Origin of the sequence: Fictibacillus sp. 23RED33, assembly GCF_015903925.1 — a bacterium.
GTDB lineage: Bacteria > Bacillota > Bacilli > Bacillales > Fictibacillaceae > Fictibacillus > Fictibacillus phosphorivorans.
Map to the genome: position 1 here is coordinate 40,459 of NZ_JACZDX010000011.1, position 20,516 is coordinate 60,974.

At 42.5% G+C, this 20,516-nt stretch carries 21 protein-coding genes and 2 other annotated features (1 of these 23 running past the window's edge); all 21 genes read right to left on the minus strand.

Features of this window, described 5'->3' with window-relative positions; all coding sequences use genetic code 11:
- Positions 1 to 68 (minus strand) — a sequence feature (ribosomal protein L10 leader region) (it extends 83 nt beyond the left edge of the window).
- A gap of 45 nt (positions 69 to 113) precedes the next feature.
- Positions 114 to 815, minus strand: coding sequence for a 50S ribosomal protein L1 (gene rplA, locus IHV09_RS20685; RefSeq protein ID WP_066390636.1), 702 nt, complete (start codon positions 813 to 815; stop codon positions 114 to 116).
- Positions 816 to 976: 161 nt separating this feature from the next.
- Positions 977 to 1,402, minus strand: coding sequence for a 50S ribosomal protein L11 (gene rplK / locus IHV09_RS20690; protein WP_066285502.1), 426 nt, complete (start codon positions 1,400 to 1,402; stop codon positions 977 to 979).
- 158 nt (positions 1,403 to 1,560) lie between these two features.
- Positions 1,561 to 2,094 (minus strand): transcription termination/antitermination protein NusG, encoded by a 534-nt coding sequence (nusG, locus tag IHV09_RS20695; protein ID WP_066390634.1) that lies wholly within the window; start codon positions 2,092 to 2,094, stop codon positions 1,561 to 1,563.
- Between the two features lie 75 nt (positions 2,095 to 2,169).
- Positions 2,170 to 2,376 (minus strand): preprotein translocase subunit SecE, encoded by a 207-nt coding sequence (gene secE, locus IHV09_RS20700; protein WP_197134200.1) that lies wholly within the window; start codon positions 2,374 to 2,376, stop codon positions 2,170 to 2,172.
- 57 nt (positions 2,377 to 2,433) lie between these two features.
- On the minus strand, positions 2,434 to 2,583 hold the full coding sequence (rpmG, locus tag IHV09_RS20705) for a 50S ribosomal protein L33 (protein WP_197134202.1): 150 nt from the start codon (positions 2,581 to 2,583) through the stop codon (positions 2,434 to 2,436).
- 566 nt (positions 2,584 to 3,149) lie between these two features.
- A complete protein-coding gene (gene sigH / locus IHV09_RS20710) occupies positions 3,150 to 3,800 on the minus strand; it encodes an RNA polymerase sporulation sigma factor SigH (protein ID WP_066390628.1) in 651 nt (216 codons plus the stop codon).
- A 79-nt stretch (positions 3,801 to 3,879) separates the two neighbouring features.
- The gene (locus tag IHV09_RS20715) at positions 3,880 to 4,398 is read right to left on the minus strand and encodes an NYN domain-containing protein (protein ID WP_137792248.1); all 519 of its coding nucleotides are present in this window, start codon (positions 4,396 to 4,398) and stop codon (positions 3,880 to 3,882) included.
- Entirely contained in the window at positions 4,395 to 5,168 is a 774-nt protein-coding gene (rlmB, locus tag IHV09_RS20720; RefSeq protein ID WP_197265374.1) for a 23S rRNA (guanosine(2251)-2'-O)-methyltransferase RlmB, read from the minus strand. Before rlmB ends, IHV09_RS20715 begins: the two co-directional genes overlap by 4 nt.
- A gap of 3 nt (positions 5,169 to 5,171) precedes the next feature.
- Positions 5,172 to 5,579 carry a Mini-ribonuclease 3 gene (locus tag IHV09_RS20725; RefSeq protein WP_197134207.1) on the minus strand — a complete coding sequence of 136 codons (408 nt, stop codon included), beginning with the start codon at positions 5,577 to 5,579 and terminating at the stop codon, positions 5,172 to 5,174.
- A complete protein-coding gene (cysS, locus tag IHV09_RS20730) occupies positions 5,580 to 6,983 on the minus strand; it encodes a cysteine--tRNA ligase (RefSeq protein ID WP_197134210.1) in 1,404 nt (467 codons plus the stop codon).
- Positions 6,984 to 7,631: a serine O-acetyltransferase gene (cysE, locus tag IHV09_RS20735; RefSeq protein WP_197265375.1), complete on the minus strand. Its 648-nt coding sequence runs from the start codon at positions 7,629 to 7,631 to the stop codon at positions 6,984 to 6,986.
- Between the two features lie 287 nt (positions 7,632 to 7,918).
- Positions 7,919 to 8,149, minus strand: a binding site (T-box leader).
- A gap of 55 nt (positions 8,150 to 8,204) precedes the next feature.
- Positions 8,205 to 9,674, minus strand: a complete 1,470-nt coding sequence (gene gltX / locus IHV09_RS20740; protein WP_197265376.1) for a glutamate--tRNA ligase — start codon at positions 9,672 to 9,674, stop codon at positions 8,205 to 8,207.
- A gap of 200 nt (positions 9,675 to 9,874) precedes the next feature.
- On the minus strand, positions 9,875 to 10,351 hold the full coding sequence (gene ispF, locus IHV09_RS20745; protein ID WP_197192144.1) for a 2-C-methyl-D-erythritol 2,4-cyclodiphosphate synthase: 477 nt from the start codon (positions 10,349 to 10,351) through the stop codon (positions 9,875 to 9,877).
- A complete protein-coding gene (gene ispD, locus IHV09_RS20750) occupies positions 10,348 to 11,043 on the minus strand; it encodes a 2-C-methyl-D-erythritol 4-phosphate cytidylyltransferase (protein ID WP_197265377.1) in 696 nt (231 codons plus the stop codon). Before ispD ends, ispF begins: the two co-directional genes overlap by 4 nt.
- Positions 11,044 to 11,061: 18 nt before the next feature.
- Entirely contained in the window at positions 11,062 to 12,153 is a 1,092-nt protein-coding gene (locus IHV09_RS20755; protein ID WP_197134221.1) for a PIN/TRAM domain-containing protein, read from the minus strand.
- A gap of 94 nt (positions 12,154 to 12,247) precedes the next feature.
- Positions 12,248 to 13,321: a DNA integrity scanning diadenylate cyclase DisA gene (disA, locus tag IHV09_RS20760; protein WP_066390602.1), complete on the minus strand. Its 1,074-nt coding sequence runs from the start codon at positions 13,319 to 13,321 to the stop codon at positions 12,248 to 12,250.
- Positions 13,322 to 13,329: 8 nt separating this feature from the next.
- Positions 13,330 to 14,706 carry a DNA repair protein RadA gene (gene radA, locus IHV09_RS20765; RefSeq protein WP_197195986.1) on the minus strand — a complete coding sequence of 459 codons (1,377 nt, stop codon included), beginning with the start codon at positions 14,704 to 14,706 and terminating at the stop codon, positions 13,330 to 13,332.
- Positions 14,707 to 15,207: 501 nt separating this feature from the next.
- On the minus strand, positions 15,208 to 17,628 hold the full coding sequence (gene clpC / locus IHV09_RS20770) for an ATP-dependent protease ATP-binding subunit ClpC (protein WP_137792297.1): 2,421 nt from the start codon (positions 17,626 to 17,628) through the stop codon (positions 15,208 to 15,210).
- A 14-nt stretch (positions 17,629 to 17,642) separates the two neighbouring features.
- Positions 17,643 to 18,707: a protein arginine kinase gene (locus IHV09_RS20775; RefSeq protein ID WP_197265378.1), complete on the minus strand. Its 1,065-nt coding sequence runs from the start codon at positions 18,705 to 18,707 to the stop codon at positions 17,643 to 17,645.
- Between the two features lie 3 nt (positions 18,708 to 18,710).
- A complete protein-coding gene (locus IHV09_RS20780) occupies positions 18,711 to 19,244 on the minus strand; it encodes a UvrB/UvrC motif-containing protein (protein ID WP_197134233.1) in 534 nt (177 codons plus the stop codon).
- 36 nt (positions 19,245 to 19,280) lie between these two features.
- On the minus strand, positions 19,281 to 19,748 hold the full coding sequence (locus IHV09_RS20785; RefSeq protein ID WP_137792299.1) for a CtsR family transcriptional regulator: 468 nt from the start codon (positions 19,746 to 19,748) through the stop codon (positions 19,281 to 19,283).
- Between the last annotated feature and the right edge of the window lie 768 nt (positions 19,749 to 20,516).

A 20,516-nucleotide genomic window follows, 5' to 3' on the forward strand; every position in this document is an offset into this window, starting at 1 on the left:
GCTTCACCTCGGCAGGAAGATTTAAGCCAGTTGGCTCCTGCTGTCTACGGCATTCATCTGATGCGTTTGTGTTTAACAGTATATAATATAACGGGTCGAAACCCGTTTGTCAACTATCGTTTTACAGCGAATGAAGATGGATTAACTTTGATCCCAGGTCCCATTGTAGAAGAAACAGCTACGTTCTTCATGTAAGTTCCCTTTGCAGCTGCAGGCTTAACTTTCAACAATGTTTCGATGATTGTGTTAAGGTTTTCTGCAAGCTTTTCAGCTTCGAAAGATACTTTACCGATTGGAACGTGAACGTTACCAGTCTTGTCGACACGGTATTCTACTTTACCAGCTTTGATTTCGTTAATCGCTTTTTCAACTTCAAATGTAACTGTTCCTGTTTTAGGGTTAGGCATTAAACCTTTAGGTCCTAGAACACGTCCAAGTTTACCAACTTCAGCCATCATGTCCGGAGTTGCAACGATTACGTCGAACTCGAACCAACCTTGTTGGATTTTGTTGATGTAGTCAGAATCGCCAACGTGATCTGCTCCAGCAGCTTCAGCTTCTTTTGCTTTTTCACCTTTTGCGAAAACTAATACACGTTGAGTCTTACCAGTTCCGTTTGGAAGCACTACTGCTCCACGAACTTGTTGGTCAGCTTTCTTCGTGTCTACACCTAAACGAACTGCAACTTCTACAGACTCGTCAAATTTTGCAGGAGCAGCTTTTTTAACTAGCTCGATCGCTTCTGCAGCGTCATATGCTTTTGTGCGGTCTACTAATTTAGCCGCTTCTTGGTACTTCTTACCTTTGTTTGCCATTGTATTGTCCTCCTTATGTGGTTTAGCGGATATTCCTCCCACTTATTGCACTAAAAAATCAAGTGCAATTACACGCATTGCATGAATAAAGGTTGCGAACCGTTTGACGGGCAGGATATCAATCCATTTACTCGCAACCTAATAGACATCAAACACAGGGATTAGTCTTCGATAACAATTCCCATGCTGCGTGCAGTACCTTCAACCATACGCATTGCAGCTTCAACGCTAGCAGCGTTTAGGTCAGGCATTTTTGATTCTGCGATTTCGCGAACTTTATCACGCTTTACAGTCGCAACTTTTTTCTTGTTCGGCTCACCAGAACCTGACTCGATTCCTGCAGCTTTCTTTAAAAGAACAGCAGCCGGAGGAGTTTTAGTGATGAATGTAAATGAACGGTCTTCGAAAACCGTGATTTCTACCGGAATGATTAAACCAGCTTGATCAGCAGTACGAGCGTTGAATTCTTTACAGAATCCCATGATGTTTACCCCAGCTTGTCCTAGTGCAGGTCCAACTGGCGGTGCCGGGTTTGCTTTACCAGCAGGGATTTGAAGCTTTACCATCTTAATAACCTTTTTAGCCACGCGACACACCTCCTTAAGTCCGTGATGTGGTATTATGGGCCGAAACCCTCCCACTCAAAAATACGCTTCCCCTCCTAAAAGAGAGGAAGCAGTTGATTAGTAATATCAAACATAAAAAATTCTATCACCTTTTTGAAGTGATTACAAGTCTTTTTCCATTATAACTTGCTAACTTGGGTAAACTCAAGTTCAACTGGTGTCTCACGGCCAAACATGTTGACGTGAACTTTCAGCTTCTGTTTTGTTGCATCGATCTCTTCGATCGTACCAACAAAGTCAGCAAAAGGACCTTCTTTTACTTTTACAGATTCCTTGATTTCGAAATCAACTTCAACGCGCGGAGCTTCCATACCCATACCTTTAAGTATATGATCTACTTCCTCAGGCAAAAGTGCCGTTGGCTTCGAGCCCGCTCCAGCAGAACCGACAAATCCTGTTACCCCTGGCGTATTACGTACAACGTACCATGAATCATCTGTCATGATCATCTCCGTTAATACATAACCAGGGAAAACTTTCTTCATGCTTGTTTTTGTCTTACCGTTCTTTGTTTCGGTCTCTTCTTCTACAGGTACAAGTACACGGAAAATCTTATCTGTCATCCCCATAGATTCCAAACGCTTTTCCAAGTTTGCTTTTACTTTGTTTTCATAACCTGAATAGGTATGAACTACGTACCAATTTTTTTCCATACGATGGGACCCGTGTCCTTTCCCTCCTAAAATGGATATACTCTAGCATTCTATCCAAAAGAAGCTATATCTAATCTACCCTAAAATAAGCTCAACTAATTGTGAAATACCTAGATCCACAACCCAGAAGAACAAAGCCATAATCACTACAGTTGACAGTACAATCCCCGTATAGCGAAATAACTCTTTTCGCGTAGGCCAGCTAACACGCTTCATCTCCTTATTTACATCGGAAAGAAACTTTGCTGGTGATTTCTTTGTCTTTTCTGCAACATCCGCCATCTTCATAAACCCCCATGCCTTTGATCAATTAACATTTATAAAAAAAGCTTGTTTCGCTTACTTCGTTTCCTGGTGAATGGTATGAGCATTGCAGTAGCTGCAAAACTTTTTAACCTCGACTCGTTCAGGATTGTTTTGCTGGTTCTTCATCGTTGTATAATTTCGTTTCGAGCATTCTTTACAGGCTAAAAAAACTTTTTTTCTCATGCTAAATAAACACCTTTCGTGCGACAAACCCACTCATCCACGTTACAATGTTACTTTTAAAACCTTAACATAGGGGTATACGCTTGTCAATAAAGGGAAAATGACGTTTTGAGAGCTCATTGTGTTGGGAATGTAAGTGGTTGATTATCGTTTTAGAGGGTTTGCTTTGTTAGGGATGCAACTCCATTTTGTACTCCAGACAACTTGGCGGTAGCTTGATTAAACAAAATTAATGATAAAAACCATCACTCATCGATAAAAATGTGTGAAAGTCAGCTAAAAATGATTTAGCTAGCTATTTTGTTCTCATGAGCACAATAGTTCTTGCCATTTTCTACTCAAATCAGGTGATTAACGTATACCCACCCTAGTATTCATCCTGCTAATCCATGAAATTTGAGCCTTAATTCTAGAAATCATTCAATTAATCCAGCGAGTTTTGTGCATATATCGGCGAGTTGACAAAATACGATTATCATCAACCCGTCAAATAACCCCACCCACGCGCATACCAGCTAAACAACCTCTCAAATCCAAAAGAAAAAGAGCAGGAACAATCCCCACTCTTAAGATGATATTTCTCTTAGCTCTAAATAACGCTCTAATTTACGTTTCACTCGTTGAAGCGCGTTGTCGATCGACTTCACGTGTCTGTCGAGATCCACTGAGATTTCCTGGTACGATCTTCCGTCAAGGTACAGCATCAGAACTTTACGTTCCAGGTCACTTAATATTTCTCCCATCTTCACTTCAATATCATCAAATTCTTCTTGATTGATAATCAGTTCTTCTGGATCAGTGACTTTTGTACCGCATATTACATCCATTAGTGTACGGTCGGACTCCTCATCATAGATTGGCTTGTCCAACGACACGTAAGAATTTAACGGAATGTGCTTTTGTCTAGTTGCCGTTTTGATAGCGGTAATCATTTGCCTTGTTATACATAGTTCGGCAAAAGCTTTAAAGGATGACAGCTTGTCCTCTTTAAAATCGCGAATGGCTTTATACAGCCCGATCATACCTTCTTGAATGATATCTTCACGGTCTGCACCGATCAAAAAGTATGATCTTGCTTTCGCACGAACAAAGTTTTTATATTTGTTGATCAAATATTCAAGTGCTGCGCTGTCCCCCTCATGAACCAGTTCCACAAGGCTTTCATCTTCCATGAGCTCGTAATCGCTTACTGACCGTTCCTTGAGATCTATGTTCACGACAAATCCCCCCACCAGGTTTTTACCGGCAAAATATAGCAATATTATAGCTCATAGTTCACAAAAGCGTCAAGATTCCTTATTTTTGCCCTCTTCTCCATCTTTCAAATATTTCGGCAATTTCGTCTGAAAGAAGGATAGATGAGGAGGTTTGCTTCCTTTTCCGCTCGCCAACGGACACATGGATATGCTTTTCGATTTCGTCCATCTCATTCTTTAATTCTCTCGCAGATTTTCTCAATGCGCCTTTACCAAAAATCTGCCACTGTTCGGTTGAATCTGAAGTTGCTACGTAAATTCGCGTATCGATTGATTTTAACTCTCCGACCAAACGTTCAATCCGCTCATCTGCCGTTTCGTTCTCTCTTGTAAAAATGACTTCAACGCGGTGGTTTTTCGTTTTTTTCTCTGTGCCAGGTGTGAGATGGGCATCAAATACGACGATTACTTGATACCCGGTCGTCCCCTGGTATTCTGCCATATATTCGATCAGCAGGTCTCTTGCTTTGGCAAAATCAGATGTTTTTAAGCTCCGTAATTCGGGCCAAGCGCCAATGATGTTGTAGCCATCAACAATCAAATAGTGGCGGGTTTTCATTTTCGCGCTTCTAACGGATTGCGGTTACGGTACACTTCATACATCAAGAGACTAGCAGCAACTGATGCATTAAGCGAGGTAACCTTCCCTTTCATCGGAAGCTGAACAAGGAAATCGCACGTTTCTGATACGAGTCTTCCCATTCCTTTTCCTTCGCTTCCGATCACAAGACCTAAAGGCATGTCCCACTTTGCTTGTCTGTAGTCATCTTTCCCTTTCATGTCTGCACCGGCAAACCACATACCGCGGTCTCTTAACTCTTTCATCGTTTGAACAAGATTCGTAACACGAACAACCGGAATGTATTCGATCGCACCCGTTGAAGCTTTTGCTACTGTAGCGGTCAATCCTACTGAACGTCTTTTCGGAATAATGATGCCATGTGCACCAACTGCATCAGCCGTACGCATGATCGAACCTAAATTATGAGGATCTTCAAGCTCGTCCAATAAAAGAAAGAACGGTTCTTCTCCTCTTTCTTCGGCAATTTTAAATAGATCATCAATATCTGCGTAAGAGTATGCTGCTACACCAGCGATTACACCTTGATGGTTGCCTCCCCCGCTTAATGAATCGAGCTTTTGCTTCGGTACATATTGCACAAGGACATTTTGTTTTTTCGCCATTGAGACGATCGTACTTACCGGTCCTTTTTGAGATCCTTCACCTACGAAGATTTTATTAATATCACGGCCTGAACGAAGTACTTCCATCACTGGATTTCTGCCGATGATCAATTCTTGTTCTTTTTGTTCTTTTGCTTCACTCATCTTTTAGACCTCCCCCTTTTTATTATCTGATAACACATATTCCATCATGTTCGCTAAACGTTCATGGTTATTTAACAGATAGAGATAACCGATGATCGCCTCAAAGCTTGTTGCATGCCGGTACGTTTGAACATCCGTATTTTTCGGAACGGTTCCTTGGTTCGCATTGCGCCCACGCTTAATAACAGCGACCTCTTCTTCTGTAAAATAGTTTTCTTCAAGCAGCTGAACGACCATGCTCGCTTGCGCTTTTGCTGAAACAAACTTCGTGGCCGATACGTGGAGCTTGTTCGGCTTCACCTGTCCATTACGGATAAGGTGTTCACGCACGAACTGCTCCATTACTGCATCTCCCATATAAGCAAGCGTGGTTCCGTTCAATTGTTTAATATCTGCGTCCGTTATCTTCATTTACTTATCTCTTTTCCACCGTACACCTTGTGCGGTATCTTCCAAAATGATGTTCTGTTCTTTTAGCTGATCACGAATTTCGTCAGCGCGAGAAAAGTTCTTTTCTTTACGCGCTTGATTACGTTCTTGAATGAGAGCGTCAATCTCTTCATCTAACAATTCCTCTTCTTTATGAAGAGTAAGTCCCAGCACACCCGCAAGCTCATCGAACAGAGCGATGAACTCTGTAATAACGGCTTTAGAAGTGTTTTTCTCTTGCAGATATACGTTCGCTTCTCTCGAAAAATCAAAAAGATGAGAGATCGCGTTCGCCGTGTTAAAATCATCATCCATATCCGTGATGAATTTCTCTCTAGTCTCTTTAACAAGCTGAGTCCATTTTTCTGTATCTACAGATAAGTCTGCTGATACACTCAAGCGGTGTTTTAAGTTTTCATAAGACGTACGGATTCTATTCAACCCTGCCTCTGCCGCTTCTAACAACTCTTGACTGAAGTTGATCGGATTGCGGTAGTGTACGGCCAGCATAAAGAATCGGATAACTTGCGGATCCTGCTGTTGCACAAGATCATGAACAAGTACAAAGTTCCCAAGTGATTTGGACATTTTTTCGTTATCAATATTAATATACCCATTATGCATCCAATACTTAGCCATCGGAGCTTCATTTAATGCTTCCGATTGTGCGATCTCATTCTCGTGATGAGGAAAAGCTAGATCTTGACCGCCGCCATGAATGTCGATCGAGTCACCTAAGTATTTTTTCGCCATAGCGGAGCATTCGATATGCCAGCCTGGACGACCTTTCCCCCAAGGGCTCTCCCAATAGATCTCCCCATCTTTCGCTGCTTTCCATAGCGCAAAATCAAGTGGATCTTCTTTTTTCTCTCCTACTTCAATTCTCGCACCAGATCTTAAGTCATCGATCGATTGATGAGAAAGTTTACCATAGCCGTTGAACGAACGCGTCTTAAAATAAACATCTCCCGCTGCTTCATAAGCAAAACCTTTTTTGATGAGGTTTTCGATAAAATCAATGATCTCTGGCATCGTTTCTGTTACACGCGGATGTGCGTCAGCTTTTTGTACGCCTAGTGCGCAAGTATCCTCATGATACGCATGGATGAACTTCTCGGCGATCGTTGGGACATCGCTTCCCATCTCATTAGCCGCTTTAATGAGCTTATCATCAACATCCGTAAAATTGGAAATGAACTGCACATCAAAATCTCTGTATTCCAAGTACTTTCTCACTGTATCAAAAACAATAGCCGGTCTCGCGTTACCGATATGGATATAGTTATATACAGTCGGTCCGCACACATACATCTTCACTTTTCCTTCTTCTAACGGAACGAAAAGCTCTTTTTGACGAGTCATCGTATTATAGATTTTAATACCCATTTAAACTTCACTCCTTTTTTTCAATGTTTCCAGTTCTTCGCGCATTCGTTTCATCTCGTTATGCATTTCTCTAAATTTATCAGCTACCGGATCAGGCAGATCGCGATGATCAAGTTCGCATCCTACTTTAATGCCATCCTTAATCACGACTCTTCCTGGTATTCCAACTACTGTGGCATCAGGCGGAACGTGTTGAAGAACAACCGATCCTGCCCCAACTTTTGAATTTTTTCCGATGGTAATGTTACCTAGCACCTTGGCTCCTGTAGCAACAAGAACGTGATCTTCAAGCGTGGGATGCCTTTTACCTTTTTCTTTTCCCGTACCTCCGAGCGTAACACCCTGATAGAGCGTCACGTCATTGCCGATGATACACGTTTCGCCGATCACAACACCCATTCCGTGATCGATAAAAAAGCGTCTGCCGATCTGGGCTCCTGGGTGTATTTCGATACCGGTAAAAAAGCGGCTGATCTGTGAGATTAAACGAGCTAAAAACAGCCAGTTTCGTTTGAATAACTTATGTGCTAATCTATGGGCCCAAACCGCATGCAGTCCACTGTATGTTAGGAATACTTCGAATGAACTTCTAGCTGCTGGGTCTTTCTCAAAAACAACCTGAATGTCTTCTCTCATGGCTGAAAACATGTTCTCCAACCTCCTTGCATAAAAATATCGTGCTCTTACCGTGAATACAATGTTGCCTTGGAAGAGGTTGATTTCCGTTCCAGGTGCTTCGCTTTCCGCGGGGCGTGCGGTGAGCCCCCTGCCGCTTTGCGCCTTTAGGGGTCTCTCCTGCCCACTCGTCCTAGCCTAGAGTCTTACACCTTCCACTACAATCAACTAGGCAAAGTTGAAAAAGTGATTCATAAGCAAAATTGTTTAGATCTAATCTAAGCATTAGAAAATAAAAAACGCCCCTGTGCCATATATGACACAGAGACGTACTAATAGACGCGGTTCCACTCTGTTTAACAGGCTTAATTTAAAACTCACCTGTTCCCTTAAGCTCCATAACGGGGAGTTGCCGCCCAAACCTACTAAAACTTTCGGCAAGGGACTCCGAGGGGCACTTCAGCAAGCATTTTCATGAACCACTTTCAGCCGGTGATGGTTCTCTCTACTATGAAAAGGCGCTAGCCTACTTTCCTCATCTGCGTTTTACATGTTTTTATAAGTTTCTTTTACTATATTATAATCTTTGCAAAATGTGTACTTTTATTACTTTTTAATTTGAGTCAGTACAGCATTTACGCGCTTTGTAATCACATCTTTACCGAGAAGGGACACGGCAGCAGGCAGATCTGGACCATGTTGCTGACCAGTTGTTGCCACACGAATCGGCATGAACAAGTTCTTCCCTTTTTGACCTGTTTCCTTCTGAACAGCTTTCATCATCGCCTTGATGTCTTCCGCTTCAAAAGAATCACTGTTTTCGATCTGAGTTAAGAACGATTCCATAACGGATGGAACCCCTTCACCTTGTAAGACTTCAAGTGCTTCTCCTTCATACTCGATCTCTTGTTTGAAGAATAGTTCCGTTAAGTCTACGATTTCAGCACCATAGCTCATTTTTTCCTGATGAAGAGCGACAAGTTTCTTAATCCACTCCTGTTCTTCAGGACTTGGGTTTTCTGAAACTCTGCCCGCTTTTACTAGGTGAGGCATACACAACTCAACGATACGAGCTACGTCTTGCTGTTTCATATATTGGTTGTTCAGCCATTCTAACTTTTGCGTATCAAAAACGGCAGGAGCTTTGGATAGACGGTTCGGATCAAAAATTTCAATAAACTGCTCACGGCTGAAGATCTCTTCTTCTCCACCTGGAGACCAGCCTAGTAGCGCAATAAAGTTAAACAGCGCTTCTGGCAAGTATCCTAAATCTTTGTATTGTTCGATAAACTGAACGATCGATTCATCACGTTTACTCAGTTTTTTACGGTTTTCATTTACGATCAATGTTGTGTGACCGAACTTAGGATGAGAAAAACCAAGCGCATCATAGATTAATAACTGCTTTGGTGTGTTTGAGATGTGATCATCCCCACGAAGGACGTGAGAGATCGCCATTTCGTGATCATCAATAACAACCGCATAGTTGTAAGTTGGGATACCGTCTTTCTTTACGATAACAAAATCACCAAAGCCGCTTGATTCAAATGAAACTTCACCTTTTACCATGTCATCAAACGTGATCGTACGGTCTTGTGGAACCTTAAAACGAATGCTCGGACGGCGACCTTCTTCTTCTAGAGCCGCTTTTTCTTCAACTGATAAGTTTAGACAGCGTCCATCATAAACAGGAGTATCCCCTTTTGCCATCTGCTCTTCACGAGAAGCCTCAAGCTCTTCTTCTGTACAATAACAAGTGTATGCAAGACCTTTTGAAAGTAGTTCATCTGTATACTTCTCGTATAAATCTAAACGTTCCATCTGACGATACGGACCGTAATCTCCTCCGATATCAACACTTTCATCCCAATCCATACCGAGCCATTTCAAATGATCCAGCTGACTCTCTTCTCCGCCTTGAATGTTACGCTTTTGGTCCGTATCTTCAATACGAATAATAAATTTCCCGCCAGTGTGGCGTGCATATAGATAATTGAATAGAGCTGCACGTGCATTCCCTATATGTAAGTGTCCCGTTGGACTTGGTGCATAACGCACTCGAACTTCGTTTGCCATCATGTTTCACCTCTATAATTTTTTTCTTCTTTAGATGAATGGTTGGATCGTTTGACGGATCCTCTTCACTGAAAAGTTGATTGGAGTGCAAGGTGCGAGACTCCTGGGGGCTCACCGCACGCCCCCCGGAAAGCGAGCAACCTGGAACGGAAATCAACCGCTCCCTTAAACTCCATAGTCTTCCTTCTACAGCAGTATAACTATGCCTTCTCTATCAACACTACCGCTTGAGCTGCGATTCCCTCTTCGCGTCCAGGAAATCCTAGCTTTTCAGTCGTCGTCGCCTTCACGTTGATTCTATCTACATCAACATCAAAAATACCGGCGATCACTCCGCGCATCTCTTCAATGTACGGAAGCATCTTTGGTTTTTGAGCAATGATCGTACAATCTATATTACCTAAAGAATAACCTTTTTTCTCGACCAATTTCCAAGAATCGAGCAACAAGCGCTTCGAATCTGCGCCTTTGTAAGCTGGATCTGTATCTGGAAAGTGTTTCCCGATATCTCCTTCACCTGCTGCGCCTAGCAATGCATCTGTAATCGCATGCAAAAGAACGTCAGCATCAGAGTGCCCTAAAAGTCCCTTCTCATAAGGAATCGTTACACCGCCAATGATTAACGGACGACCCTCACTAAAGGCATGTACATCAAAACCCTGTCCGATGCGCATCATGCTTTTTCCCCCTGTCTCTCTAACAAAATGGCTTGTCCAAATAACAAGTCATCAGACGTAGTTAATTTTATATTATGATAGTCTCCCATTACAATAGCGACTGTTTGTCCAATTCGTTCCACTAGGCTTGCGTCATCCGTTCCAATATAGCCTTCTTCGTCTGCCTTTCTGTGTGCATCCATTACGATAGAAAGACGAAAAGCTTGCGGGGTTTGAACAGCCCACAAGCTGGAACGGTCGATCGTTTCTTCCACTACATTCTCTAATACCCGCTTGACCGTATCCTTAACAGGAACAGCTAACACGGCAGAGCCTGTATCTCGTGCCGTGTTAATGAGTTGTAAAATAGAATCATGTGTGATGAAAGGCCGTGCTGCATCATGAATGAGAACGAGGTCTACATCTGTAGGTACGACCTTCAATCCCTCATAGACACTTTGCTGACGTTCTTTTCCGCCTGGAACGATTTTGCGCACTTTTTTGTATTGGAACGACTCTACAAAGTCTTGCATCTGCTGCAATTCCTTTTCACTGCCGACAAGAATCACACCCTCGCAATGCGGATCGTTTTCAAACACATGTAGTGTGTGCGCGAGAACTGGTTTTCCTAAGAGCTCGATCCACTGCTTAGAGATCCCAGCATTCATGCGTTTACCTTGTCCAGCAGCAGGAATGACTGTCCAATAATTCACGTGCTTCCCCACCGTTCGTTACAATGCTTTTTCTAATAGTTTCTTTTTGGCAAAAATCATTCTGCCCGCTGATGTTTGAAGTACGGATGTAACAACAACATCAATCGTCTTGCCTACATAATCGCGACCATCTTCTACAACGATCATCGTTCCATCGTCCAGATAGCCTACACCTTGACTCTGTTCTTTTCCGTCTTTGATCACTTGTACAACAAGTTCTTCGCCAGGAAGAACAACGGGTTTTACCGCATTTGCAAGGTCATTAATATTTAGTACTGCAACGTTTTGCAGTTCACATACTTTGTTCAAGTTAAAATCATTCGTAACGACGACACCGGATAACAGTTGAGCGAGCTTTACAAGCTTGCTATCAACTTCTGTTACCTCTTCAAAGTCACCTTCATAGATTTCAACTTTCATAGAAAGCTCTTTTTGAATACGATTTAGAATATCAAGGCCACGGCGCCCTCTGTTACGTTTTAAAACATCTGAGGAATCAGCAATATATTGCAATTCTTCTAAAACAAAACGAGGAATGATAAGCGGACCTTCTAAAAAGCCAGTTTGACAGATATCAGCCACTCGGCCATCGATAATGACGCTCGTATCTAAAATCTTATACTTACCACCCGGCTTTTCGATCTCTGCTTCTTTTTTTCGTTCTTTCCCTTGGCTTTTCAAAGAGAACAGCTGAATCAACTCGTCTCTCTTTTTAAAACCTACTTGAAAGCCTAAATAACCGAGCAGGAATGTGATCGCGATCGGCAGGATCGAGCTGACCACAACAATATCCATAGAGCTTAACGGTGACTGGATTAAAAAGGCTACGATCAGTCCGATAATAAGTCCCATCGTACCGGATAAAAGATCAGTTGCTGGAGCTTTTACAACCGTCTCCTCAGCCCAGCGGATTAAACCTACTACGTAATCGGACAGCCAGAATGTAGATAAAAATAATATAAGTGCACCAATCACTGCCCCGACATATGGGGATGTTACTTGATTCGGAAGATCACCGAAATTAAGTACACGAATGAGATCTGGTATATATAGATAGCCTAGCATGCCCCCTATTACGATGAAAAATAGTTGAACAATTCTTTTTAGCATGCCTGATTCACCTCCCCTAATCATTATTTACAAAATGACCGTATTAAAAACGTGCAAAAATAGAAAATTCCTTTTTTTACTCAGAATGTTCCATTTAGATATGACGATCGACGAAAAGCTGTTCCTGAATGCGTTTGAGCCCTTCTTTTACTTTTTTGGCACGAATCTCACCGATACCCTCTACCTCGTCCAATTCATCGATGGACGCACGCAAAATTTGCGGAAGGTTTTCAAATGCATCTGTTAAATTCTCAATAATAACAGCTGGAAGCCTTGGAATCTTGCCAAGAATACGGTATCCGCGTGGATGAATCGTCTCATCCTGCATATTCATACCGGCTGAGAAGCCTAAAAGTTTCATAATAACGGATTCATCAAATAATTCTTCAGATGATAGTTTGTTCAATTGGCGAAGAATCGCATAAGGATCACTTTCACGATCTTTCATATAGTCCTTGATTAAAAGCAATGCTTCTTCCTCAATGTTAGAAACGAGCTCCTCCATCTGGATTCGAATCAGTCTTCCTTCAACACCAAGTTCATTAACATATTTAATAATCTCATTTTTTATGCGTAAAACCATCTCAATTCTGTGAATAACTTGTGTAACTTCTTGGAAAGTCACTAATTCTTCAAATTCTAGCGCTCCAAGGTTCGTAACACTTTGGTCAAAAACCACTTTATATTTCTCAAGCGTTTGAATCGCTTGATTCGCTTTCGTCAAAATCACACCGATCTCTTTTAGTGAATAACGAATCATCCCTTGATATAGAGTGATTACGTTACGACGTTGAGAGATAGAGATCACAAGGTTGCCTGTTTGGCGCGCAACACGTTCGGCGGTTCTGTGACGAATCCCCGTTTCTGTAGACGGAATCACCGTATCTGGAATGAGCTGTGTGTTCGCATACAGAATTTTAACAGCATCTTCATTCAAAATGATCGCACCATCCATCTTGGCAAGTTCATATAGTGATGCGGGTGAGTATTTACAGTTAATAGAGAAACCTCCATCAACGATTTCTTTTACTTTATCGTTATATCCAACAACGATCAGTCCACCAGTGTTCGCTCGCAGTACGTTGTCGATTCCTTCCCGAAGTGGTGTCCCGGGAGCAACTAGCTGTAGCATTTGGCTTATGATTGCTTCTTTTATCGCATGGTCCATAATATGCTTTACCCTCCTAACGCTGCTTGTAACGCCTCATAAACGGTCGATACTCCGACGACTTGTATTCCTTTTGGAACCGTCCAGCCGCCTATATTTTTATCAGGTATAATAGCTCGCGTAAAACCTAATTTGGCAGCTTCATGTACGCGCTGCTCGATACGGGAAACTCTTCTAACCTCTCCCGTTAATCCTATTTCTCCAATCATAACATCTGTTGGCTTTGTTGGTGAATCGCGAAAGCTTGAAGCGATGCTGATCGCAACAGCAAGATCGATCGCTGGCTCATCCAGCCGAACTCCACCTGCAACATTCAGATACGCATCCTGGTTCTGAAGCAGCAGTCCGACTCTCTTTTCTAAAACAGCCATAAGCAGCGATACACGGTTGTGATCGATACCCGTAGCCATCCTTCTAGGATTACCAAAGCTCGTTGGTGATATTAAAGCCTGAAGTTCTACTAGCATCGGACGCGTTCCTTCAAGAGACGCAACTACTGTCGAACCCGCTGCCCCTTTCGAACGTTCTTCTAAAAAGATCTCAGAAGGGTTTAATACTTCTTCGAGGCCGACTTCCTTCATTTCGAAAACACCGATTTCATTCGTAGAGCCGAAACGGTTCTTAACTGCTCGTAAGATACGGAAAGTATGATGACGTTCTCCTTCAAAGTACAATACGGCATCTACCATGTGCTCTAAAAGACGCGGTCCGGCGATATTTCCTTCTTTTGTAACATGTCCAACGATAAATACAGCAATACCTTTCGTTTTCGCCATACGCATCAAATGTGACGTACACTCTCGTACTTGCGATACACTTCCTGGAGCTGAAGTCACTTCAGCCCGATAGACGGTTTGAATCGAGTCGATGATCATTACAGAAGGCATCACATCTGCCATCGCCTGCTCAATCAGTTCTAGATCTGTTTCTGCTAAAACAAACAAGTCTTTTGCTCCGATATCTAAACGATCTGCACGCAGCTTCGTCTGTTTAACAGATTCCTCACCAGATATGTATAGAACACGCTCTCCTCTTTGTGCAAGCTGCGCTGATGTTTGCAGCAATAGTGTGGACTTACCGATTCCGGGGTCTCCTCCAACTAAAACCATTGAGCCTGGAACGATCCCCCCACCTAAAACACGGTTGAATTCCTGATAGTTTGTCGGTATGCGCGGCTCTTGCTCACTTTTTACATCTGCTATTGACTGGGGTTTCTGCTTTACGTTCTTATCTCCGCCAGAGCTTAATCCTCTAATATTTTTTTCAGGTCGAATCGTTTCCTCCACCATCGTGTTCCACGCATGGCATCCCGGACATTTTCCCATCCATTTCGGAGATTCATAACCGCAATCTTGGCAAAGAAAGATTGATTTTACTTTAGCCATCTAAAAAACTCCTCTTCCAAACTTAACACTTTAATATCTATCTATTTCATAACCTTTAGTTTCTACTTTCAGACGCTTGGTGAGTTGATGCTTCTAAAGTATTACTGAAAAGACTTTTCTAGAGTATCCCTGAAAAGACTTCATAGAAAGGTTGATTGAAGTGAAAGGTGTGAGACTCCTGCGGGACGAGTGGGCAGGAGAGACCCCTAAAGGCGCAAAGCGGCAGGGGGCTCACCGCACGCCCCGCGGAAAGCGAACACCTGTAACGGAAATCAACCACTTTCAAGGCATCATTGTATATCAATATAGGTTTACTAATTTAACAAGTTAAATACTGAAAATATCAAGATTTATTCACTAATATCATAACATAAAACCTAACAACTACTTCCATTTGAGCTCTGCAAAAAAAGGCGAACAGCTAAGATTATTTCGACAAAAACCCGGAGGACATGTCTGTCTTCCGGGTCTTTTGTAGGATATTCTCATATGTGGTAAAAGTTAGACTGTTTGAACAACAAAATCGTTCTCTTCAACATCAATCTTAACGGTCTGCCCTTTGTTGATATTTCCTCTTAGAAGCTCTTCAGATAATCGATCTTCAATCTTACGCTGTAGGGCACGACGCAATGGACGAGCTCCGTAATCTGGATCGTATCCTTCTTCCGTAATCTTTTCGAGAGCGGCTTGAGTCAACTCGATCTCAATTCCTTGATCACTTAAACGTTGTTTCAGTGATGCAGCCATCAAGCTAACGATTCTTAGCAAGTGCTCTTTTTCTAAAGAATGGAACACGATGATCTCATCGATACGGTTCAAGAACTCTGGACGGAATGCACGCTTCAGTTCATCCATCACTTTAGACTTCATGTCGTTGTACTTTTGACCTTCGTTATGAACAGCAAATCCTAGTGAACGATTACGCTTAAGCGTGCTCGCTCCTACGTTTGAAGTCATGATTACTACCGTGTTGCGGAAATCGACTGTACGTCCCTTAGAGTCAGTAAGACGACCATCTTCTAGCACTTGAAGCAAGATGTTGAATACTTCAGGATGCGCTTTTTCGATTTCATCAAGCAAGATAACAGAGTAAGGCTTTCTTCTAACTTTCTCTGTTAACTGGCCGCCTTCTTCGTGTCCAACATATCCAGGAGGCGATCCAACGAGACGGGATGTTGTATGCTTCTCCATGTACTCCGACATATCGATACGGATAATCGCATCTTCATCACCAAATAGTGTTTCGGCAACAGCTCTTGCAAGTTCTGTTTTACCTACACCTGTTGGTCCTAAGAAGATGAACGAGCCGATCGGACGCTTCGGATCTTTCAAACCAGCACGCGCTCTCCGGATAGCTTTAGAGATTGCCGTAACAGCCTCAGACTGGCCGATAACACGATCGTGCAAAATCTCTTCCATCTTCAGAAGGCGTTCTGTTTCTTCTTCAGCAAGTTTAGAAACCGGAACTCCCGTCCAAGAGGATACAACTTGTGCAATATCTTCTGGCGTTACTTCTGTATTTTCTTTTCCTTGTTTCTCTTTCCAAACATCCTTCGTTTTCTCTAGCTCTTCACGAAGACGCTGTTCAGAATCTCGAAGTGAAGCAGCTTTTTCAAATTCTTGACTTTGAACAGCCGCATCCTTCTCCTTACGAACTTCCTCTAGCTTCTGCTCAAGCTCTTTTAAGTTCGGCGGAGCTGTATATGAACGAAGGCGAACTTTTGACGCCGCTTCATCAATTAGATCGATCGCTTTATCTGGTAAGAAACGATCTGAGATGTAACGATCAGATAACTGAACAGATGCTTCAATCGCTTCATCCGTAATCGTTACACGGTGATGAGCTTCATAACGATCGCGAAGTCCTTGAAGAATTTGAATACTTTCATCCTTCGTTGGCTCGTTAACCGTGATCGGCTGGAAACGGCGCTCAAGCGCTGCATCTTTTTCAATATATTTTCTGTACTCATCAAGTGTCGTAGCACCGATACATTGAAGTTCGCCGCGGGCAAGAGCTGGCTTTAGAATGTTGGATGCATCAATCGCACCTTCTGCTCCACCTGCACCGATCAAAGTATGAAGTTCGTCGATGAATAGAATGATATTTCCTGCCTGTCGGATCTCATCCATTACTTTTTTCAGACGATCTTCAAACTCACCTCTGTACTTCGTTCCTGCTACAACTGTACCCATATCAAGCGTCATAACACGCTTATCACGAAGTGTTTCTGGCACTTCGTTATTGATGATCTGCTGTGCTAGACCTTCTGCGATAGCTGTTTTACCAACACCAGGCTCTCCGATCAAAACAGGGTTGTTCTTCGTACGGCGGCTTAGAACCTCAATAACACGCTGAATTTCTTTCGCACGCCCGATTACTGGGTCTAGTGTGCCTTCACGAGCAATCGCCGTTAGATCACGCGCTAAGCTGTCTAACGTTGGGGTATTGGCACTAGCAGATGAACCTCTATGACTTGAAGAAGATTCATTGCTTCCTAGTAACTGCAGCACCTGCTGACGCGCTTTATTAAGGCTGACACCAAGGTTGTTTAGTACACGAGCTGCAACGCCTTCTCCTTCACGAATCAAGCCTAATAGAATGTGTTCCGTTCCCACGTATGAATGTCCGAGTTTACGAGCTTCATCCATGGAAAGTTCGATCACTTTTTTAGCACGAGGCGTATAGTGAATCGTTTGAACAGCTTCCTGACCGCGGCCGATCAATGTTTCCACTTCTTTTTGAATCTTTTCTGGCCCTAGTCCAAGAACTTGAAGAGCTTTCGCTGCAATTCCTTCACCTTCACGGATCAAACCAAGCAGGATATGTTCTGTTCCCACGTTATTATGACCTAATCGAATCGCTTCTTCTTGTGCTAAAGCTAAAACTTTTTGTGCTCTCTCTGTAAAACGACCAAACATCATACTCGTCACGCTCCTTATCGGTTTTCCAATTTTATTCTTTCTCTGATTAGAGTGGCTCTTCTTATGTCACGTTCTTCTGGAGTTAGAACTTCACCTGCATATTGTTGAAGAAAACCTGGTTGTGTAAGTATCATAAGTTCATTGAGTATCGTTTTTGAAATCCCAGGTAAAATCTCTAAATCAATGCCAAGCCGCACATCTGATAAACATTTGGCAGCTTCTTTTGATTGGATGATCCGGCAGTTCTCTAACGTTCCCAGTGAACGGAATAACTTGTCTTCAAGCTGTAATTTCAATCCATCCTGCAGCTGTTTGCGAGCTGCTCGTTCTTGTTGGATGACCTGCATGACGACACCTGCGAGATCTTCCATTATATCCTCTTCCGACTTGCCCAGTGTCATCTGATTTGAAATTTGAAAAATGTTTCCTTGCGCCTCGGTACCTTCCCCATAGATGCCTCTCACCGCTAACCCTAGCTGATTGATCGCTGGGATGATGCGGCTCATCTTTTTTGACAGAACGAGCGCTGGGAGATGCATCATAACAGAGGCTCGAAGTCCAGTTCCTACATTCGTCGGACAGCTTGTTAAATATCCTCGTTTTTCATCAAACGCATAATCAACGTTTTTTTCGAGTCTATCATCGATCTCATTCGCCCGTTGAAGCACTTCTTCTAGTTGAAAACCTGGTGCTAAACATTGAATGCGTATATGATCTTCTTCATTTACCATGATGCTCACTGATTCATCTGCATTCATGAGAACCGCACCATATTTCGCTTGCTCAGCTAAATTGGGACTGATCAGATGTTTCTCAACAAGTACCCGTTTTTCAACAGGCTTTAACTCCTCCATCATCAGCATTTCAAGATTTTCTGCTTCTTCGCTCTCTTCACTAATACATGTCGAGATCGTTGATATGACTTCATGCGCCGATTCTTTATCTGTCGCGATGGGAAAAACATATTGATGAATATTTCTTGCAAGTCGGACACGGCTCGAAAGAACAATATCCGATTCTGGCCCCTCCCGTTTCATCCAGGGACTGATCGCGTCACTGATAAATCGTTCCAAAGACATCGGTTACGTATCCCTCCCCTGTTGCAAGCGGTGCTCGATCTCTCTGATGACATCTCTTGTTTCAGCAGCTCTTTCAAACTCCTCATTTAATATATACTGCTGCAAAGCTTGCTTTAATTGCTGAAGCTGCTTTTTTTCTTGAATACTGCTTCCTGCACGGAGTGGAATCTTCCCTGCATGCAAGGTGTTACCACCATGAACTCTTTTAAAAATTGGATTCAGTTTCGACTCAAACGCTTTGTAGCAATTATCACACCCAAAGCGGCCGATCTTCGCAAACTGATAATAACTCATCCCGCATTTTTCACAGCTTAACGAGGGTGGAATGAAGTTAGATGATGGTGTGTTCGGGACATGTCCATCACCGTGTAAAAGTCCAGAAAGCAATTGGTGAATGGAAAAAGAATTCGACCCCGGCAAGAATTCTCCTTTTTCTTTGGCACAATGTTCACAAATGTGAAATTCAGTTTTCTCCCCATTTATGATTTTTGTAAAATGCAATGACGCTTCACGTTCATGGCACTCTTCACAATTCATTCTGCTCCCTCCCTTTATATAGAATGAAAAAAAGGGCTATGTGGTTCGATATTTTAACGTTTTTATCATAGCTTTTAATAATTCTGCTCGTAATTCATCTCGTTCTGGAAGGTTAAGTTTTAAAATAGATCTGTCCATCACACTCAGCATAAGTCTCGCTTCTCGTTCTGAAACGATCGTTTCTTCCATAAGTCTCTTTATTACATTTTCTGCGTTGCCTTGCGATATCCTTTCACCAATCAAGGTGGTTAAGTGATCAATTAAGTGGGCAGAGCTTTCGGTACGGACCTTCATGATCCGAATATAACCTCCTCCACCTCTTTTACTTTCCACTACAAACCCTTTTTCAATCGTAAATCTCGTGTTAATAACGTAGTTTATTTGAGAAGGAACGCATTGAAACCTTTCAGCAATATCCGTCCGCTTAATTTCAATGGACGGATCATTAGAGCTTGAGAGAATTTGCTTTAAGTAATTTTCAATTACATCTGAAATATTCCTCATTTCCCCTCCCCCTTCTGACTTTGACTAACTTTGACTATAGTTATATTATAGCCTGCTTTTTTCCCAAAATGCAAATCTCTATCCACCATTATTGCCTCCTGGTTACCATCTTAACCTGTATGATTCTGTCGAAAAGATGATGCTTTTGGAGGAGGATGGAAGTGCGCTTTAAGATGAGATGAGTCAGATAAGCCGTTGATGGATGTCGAAATTTCGATAAAAAGTTTTATCCGTGAAATTATGAAGCTTATCCGTGAATATATGGAGAATTACCGTGAAATTATGTGGAGTTTAGGTTGATGGGGAGAGCTGATTAGGGGATTTGTGTGTGGCATCTGATGTGTTTAAGTGAGGTTTTTGGCTTGGATGATGGTTGTCGGAGCTGCTTGAGGAGCTTTTGGGATGGATTTTGGAGCTTTTGCTGTAGAATATCGCGAGGTGAAAGATGGTTTTTGGCCATCTTCTTCGTATTTTGAGGTTTTTGAGGGGGTTTGAAGCGTTAAGCGGGCCTTTTGCGAATTCCATGCTAGGTATCTCCTGGCTCTAATTAAGTCTAAATAAGAAAAATTAAGTCAAAATGAGAGCGAATTAAGTCGGAACAGACCACAATTAAGTCTAAAAGCAAAAATAAAGGCGGTTCGCTAAATCTCGACAACCGCTCTCAGCCAGAACCAAGCGCTATACCCCCGAACCCGAGCCTTCCATCCCCAGCCCCATAATCAGAAGTTTGGCAATCGCCAAACCACCTTTCTTCTTTTCTATCTTTTA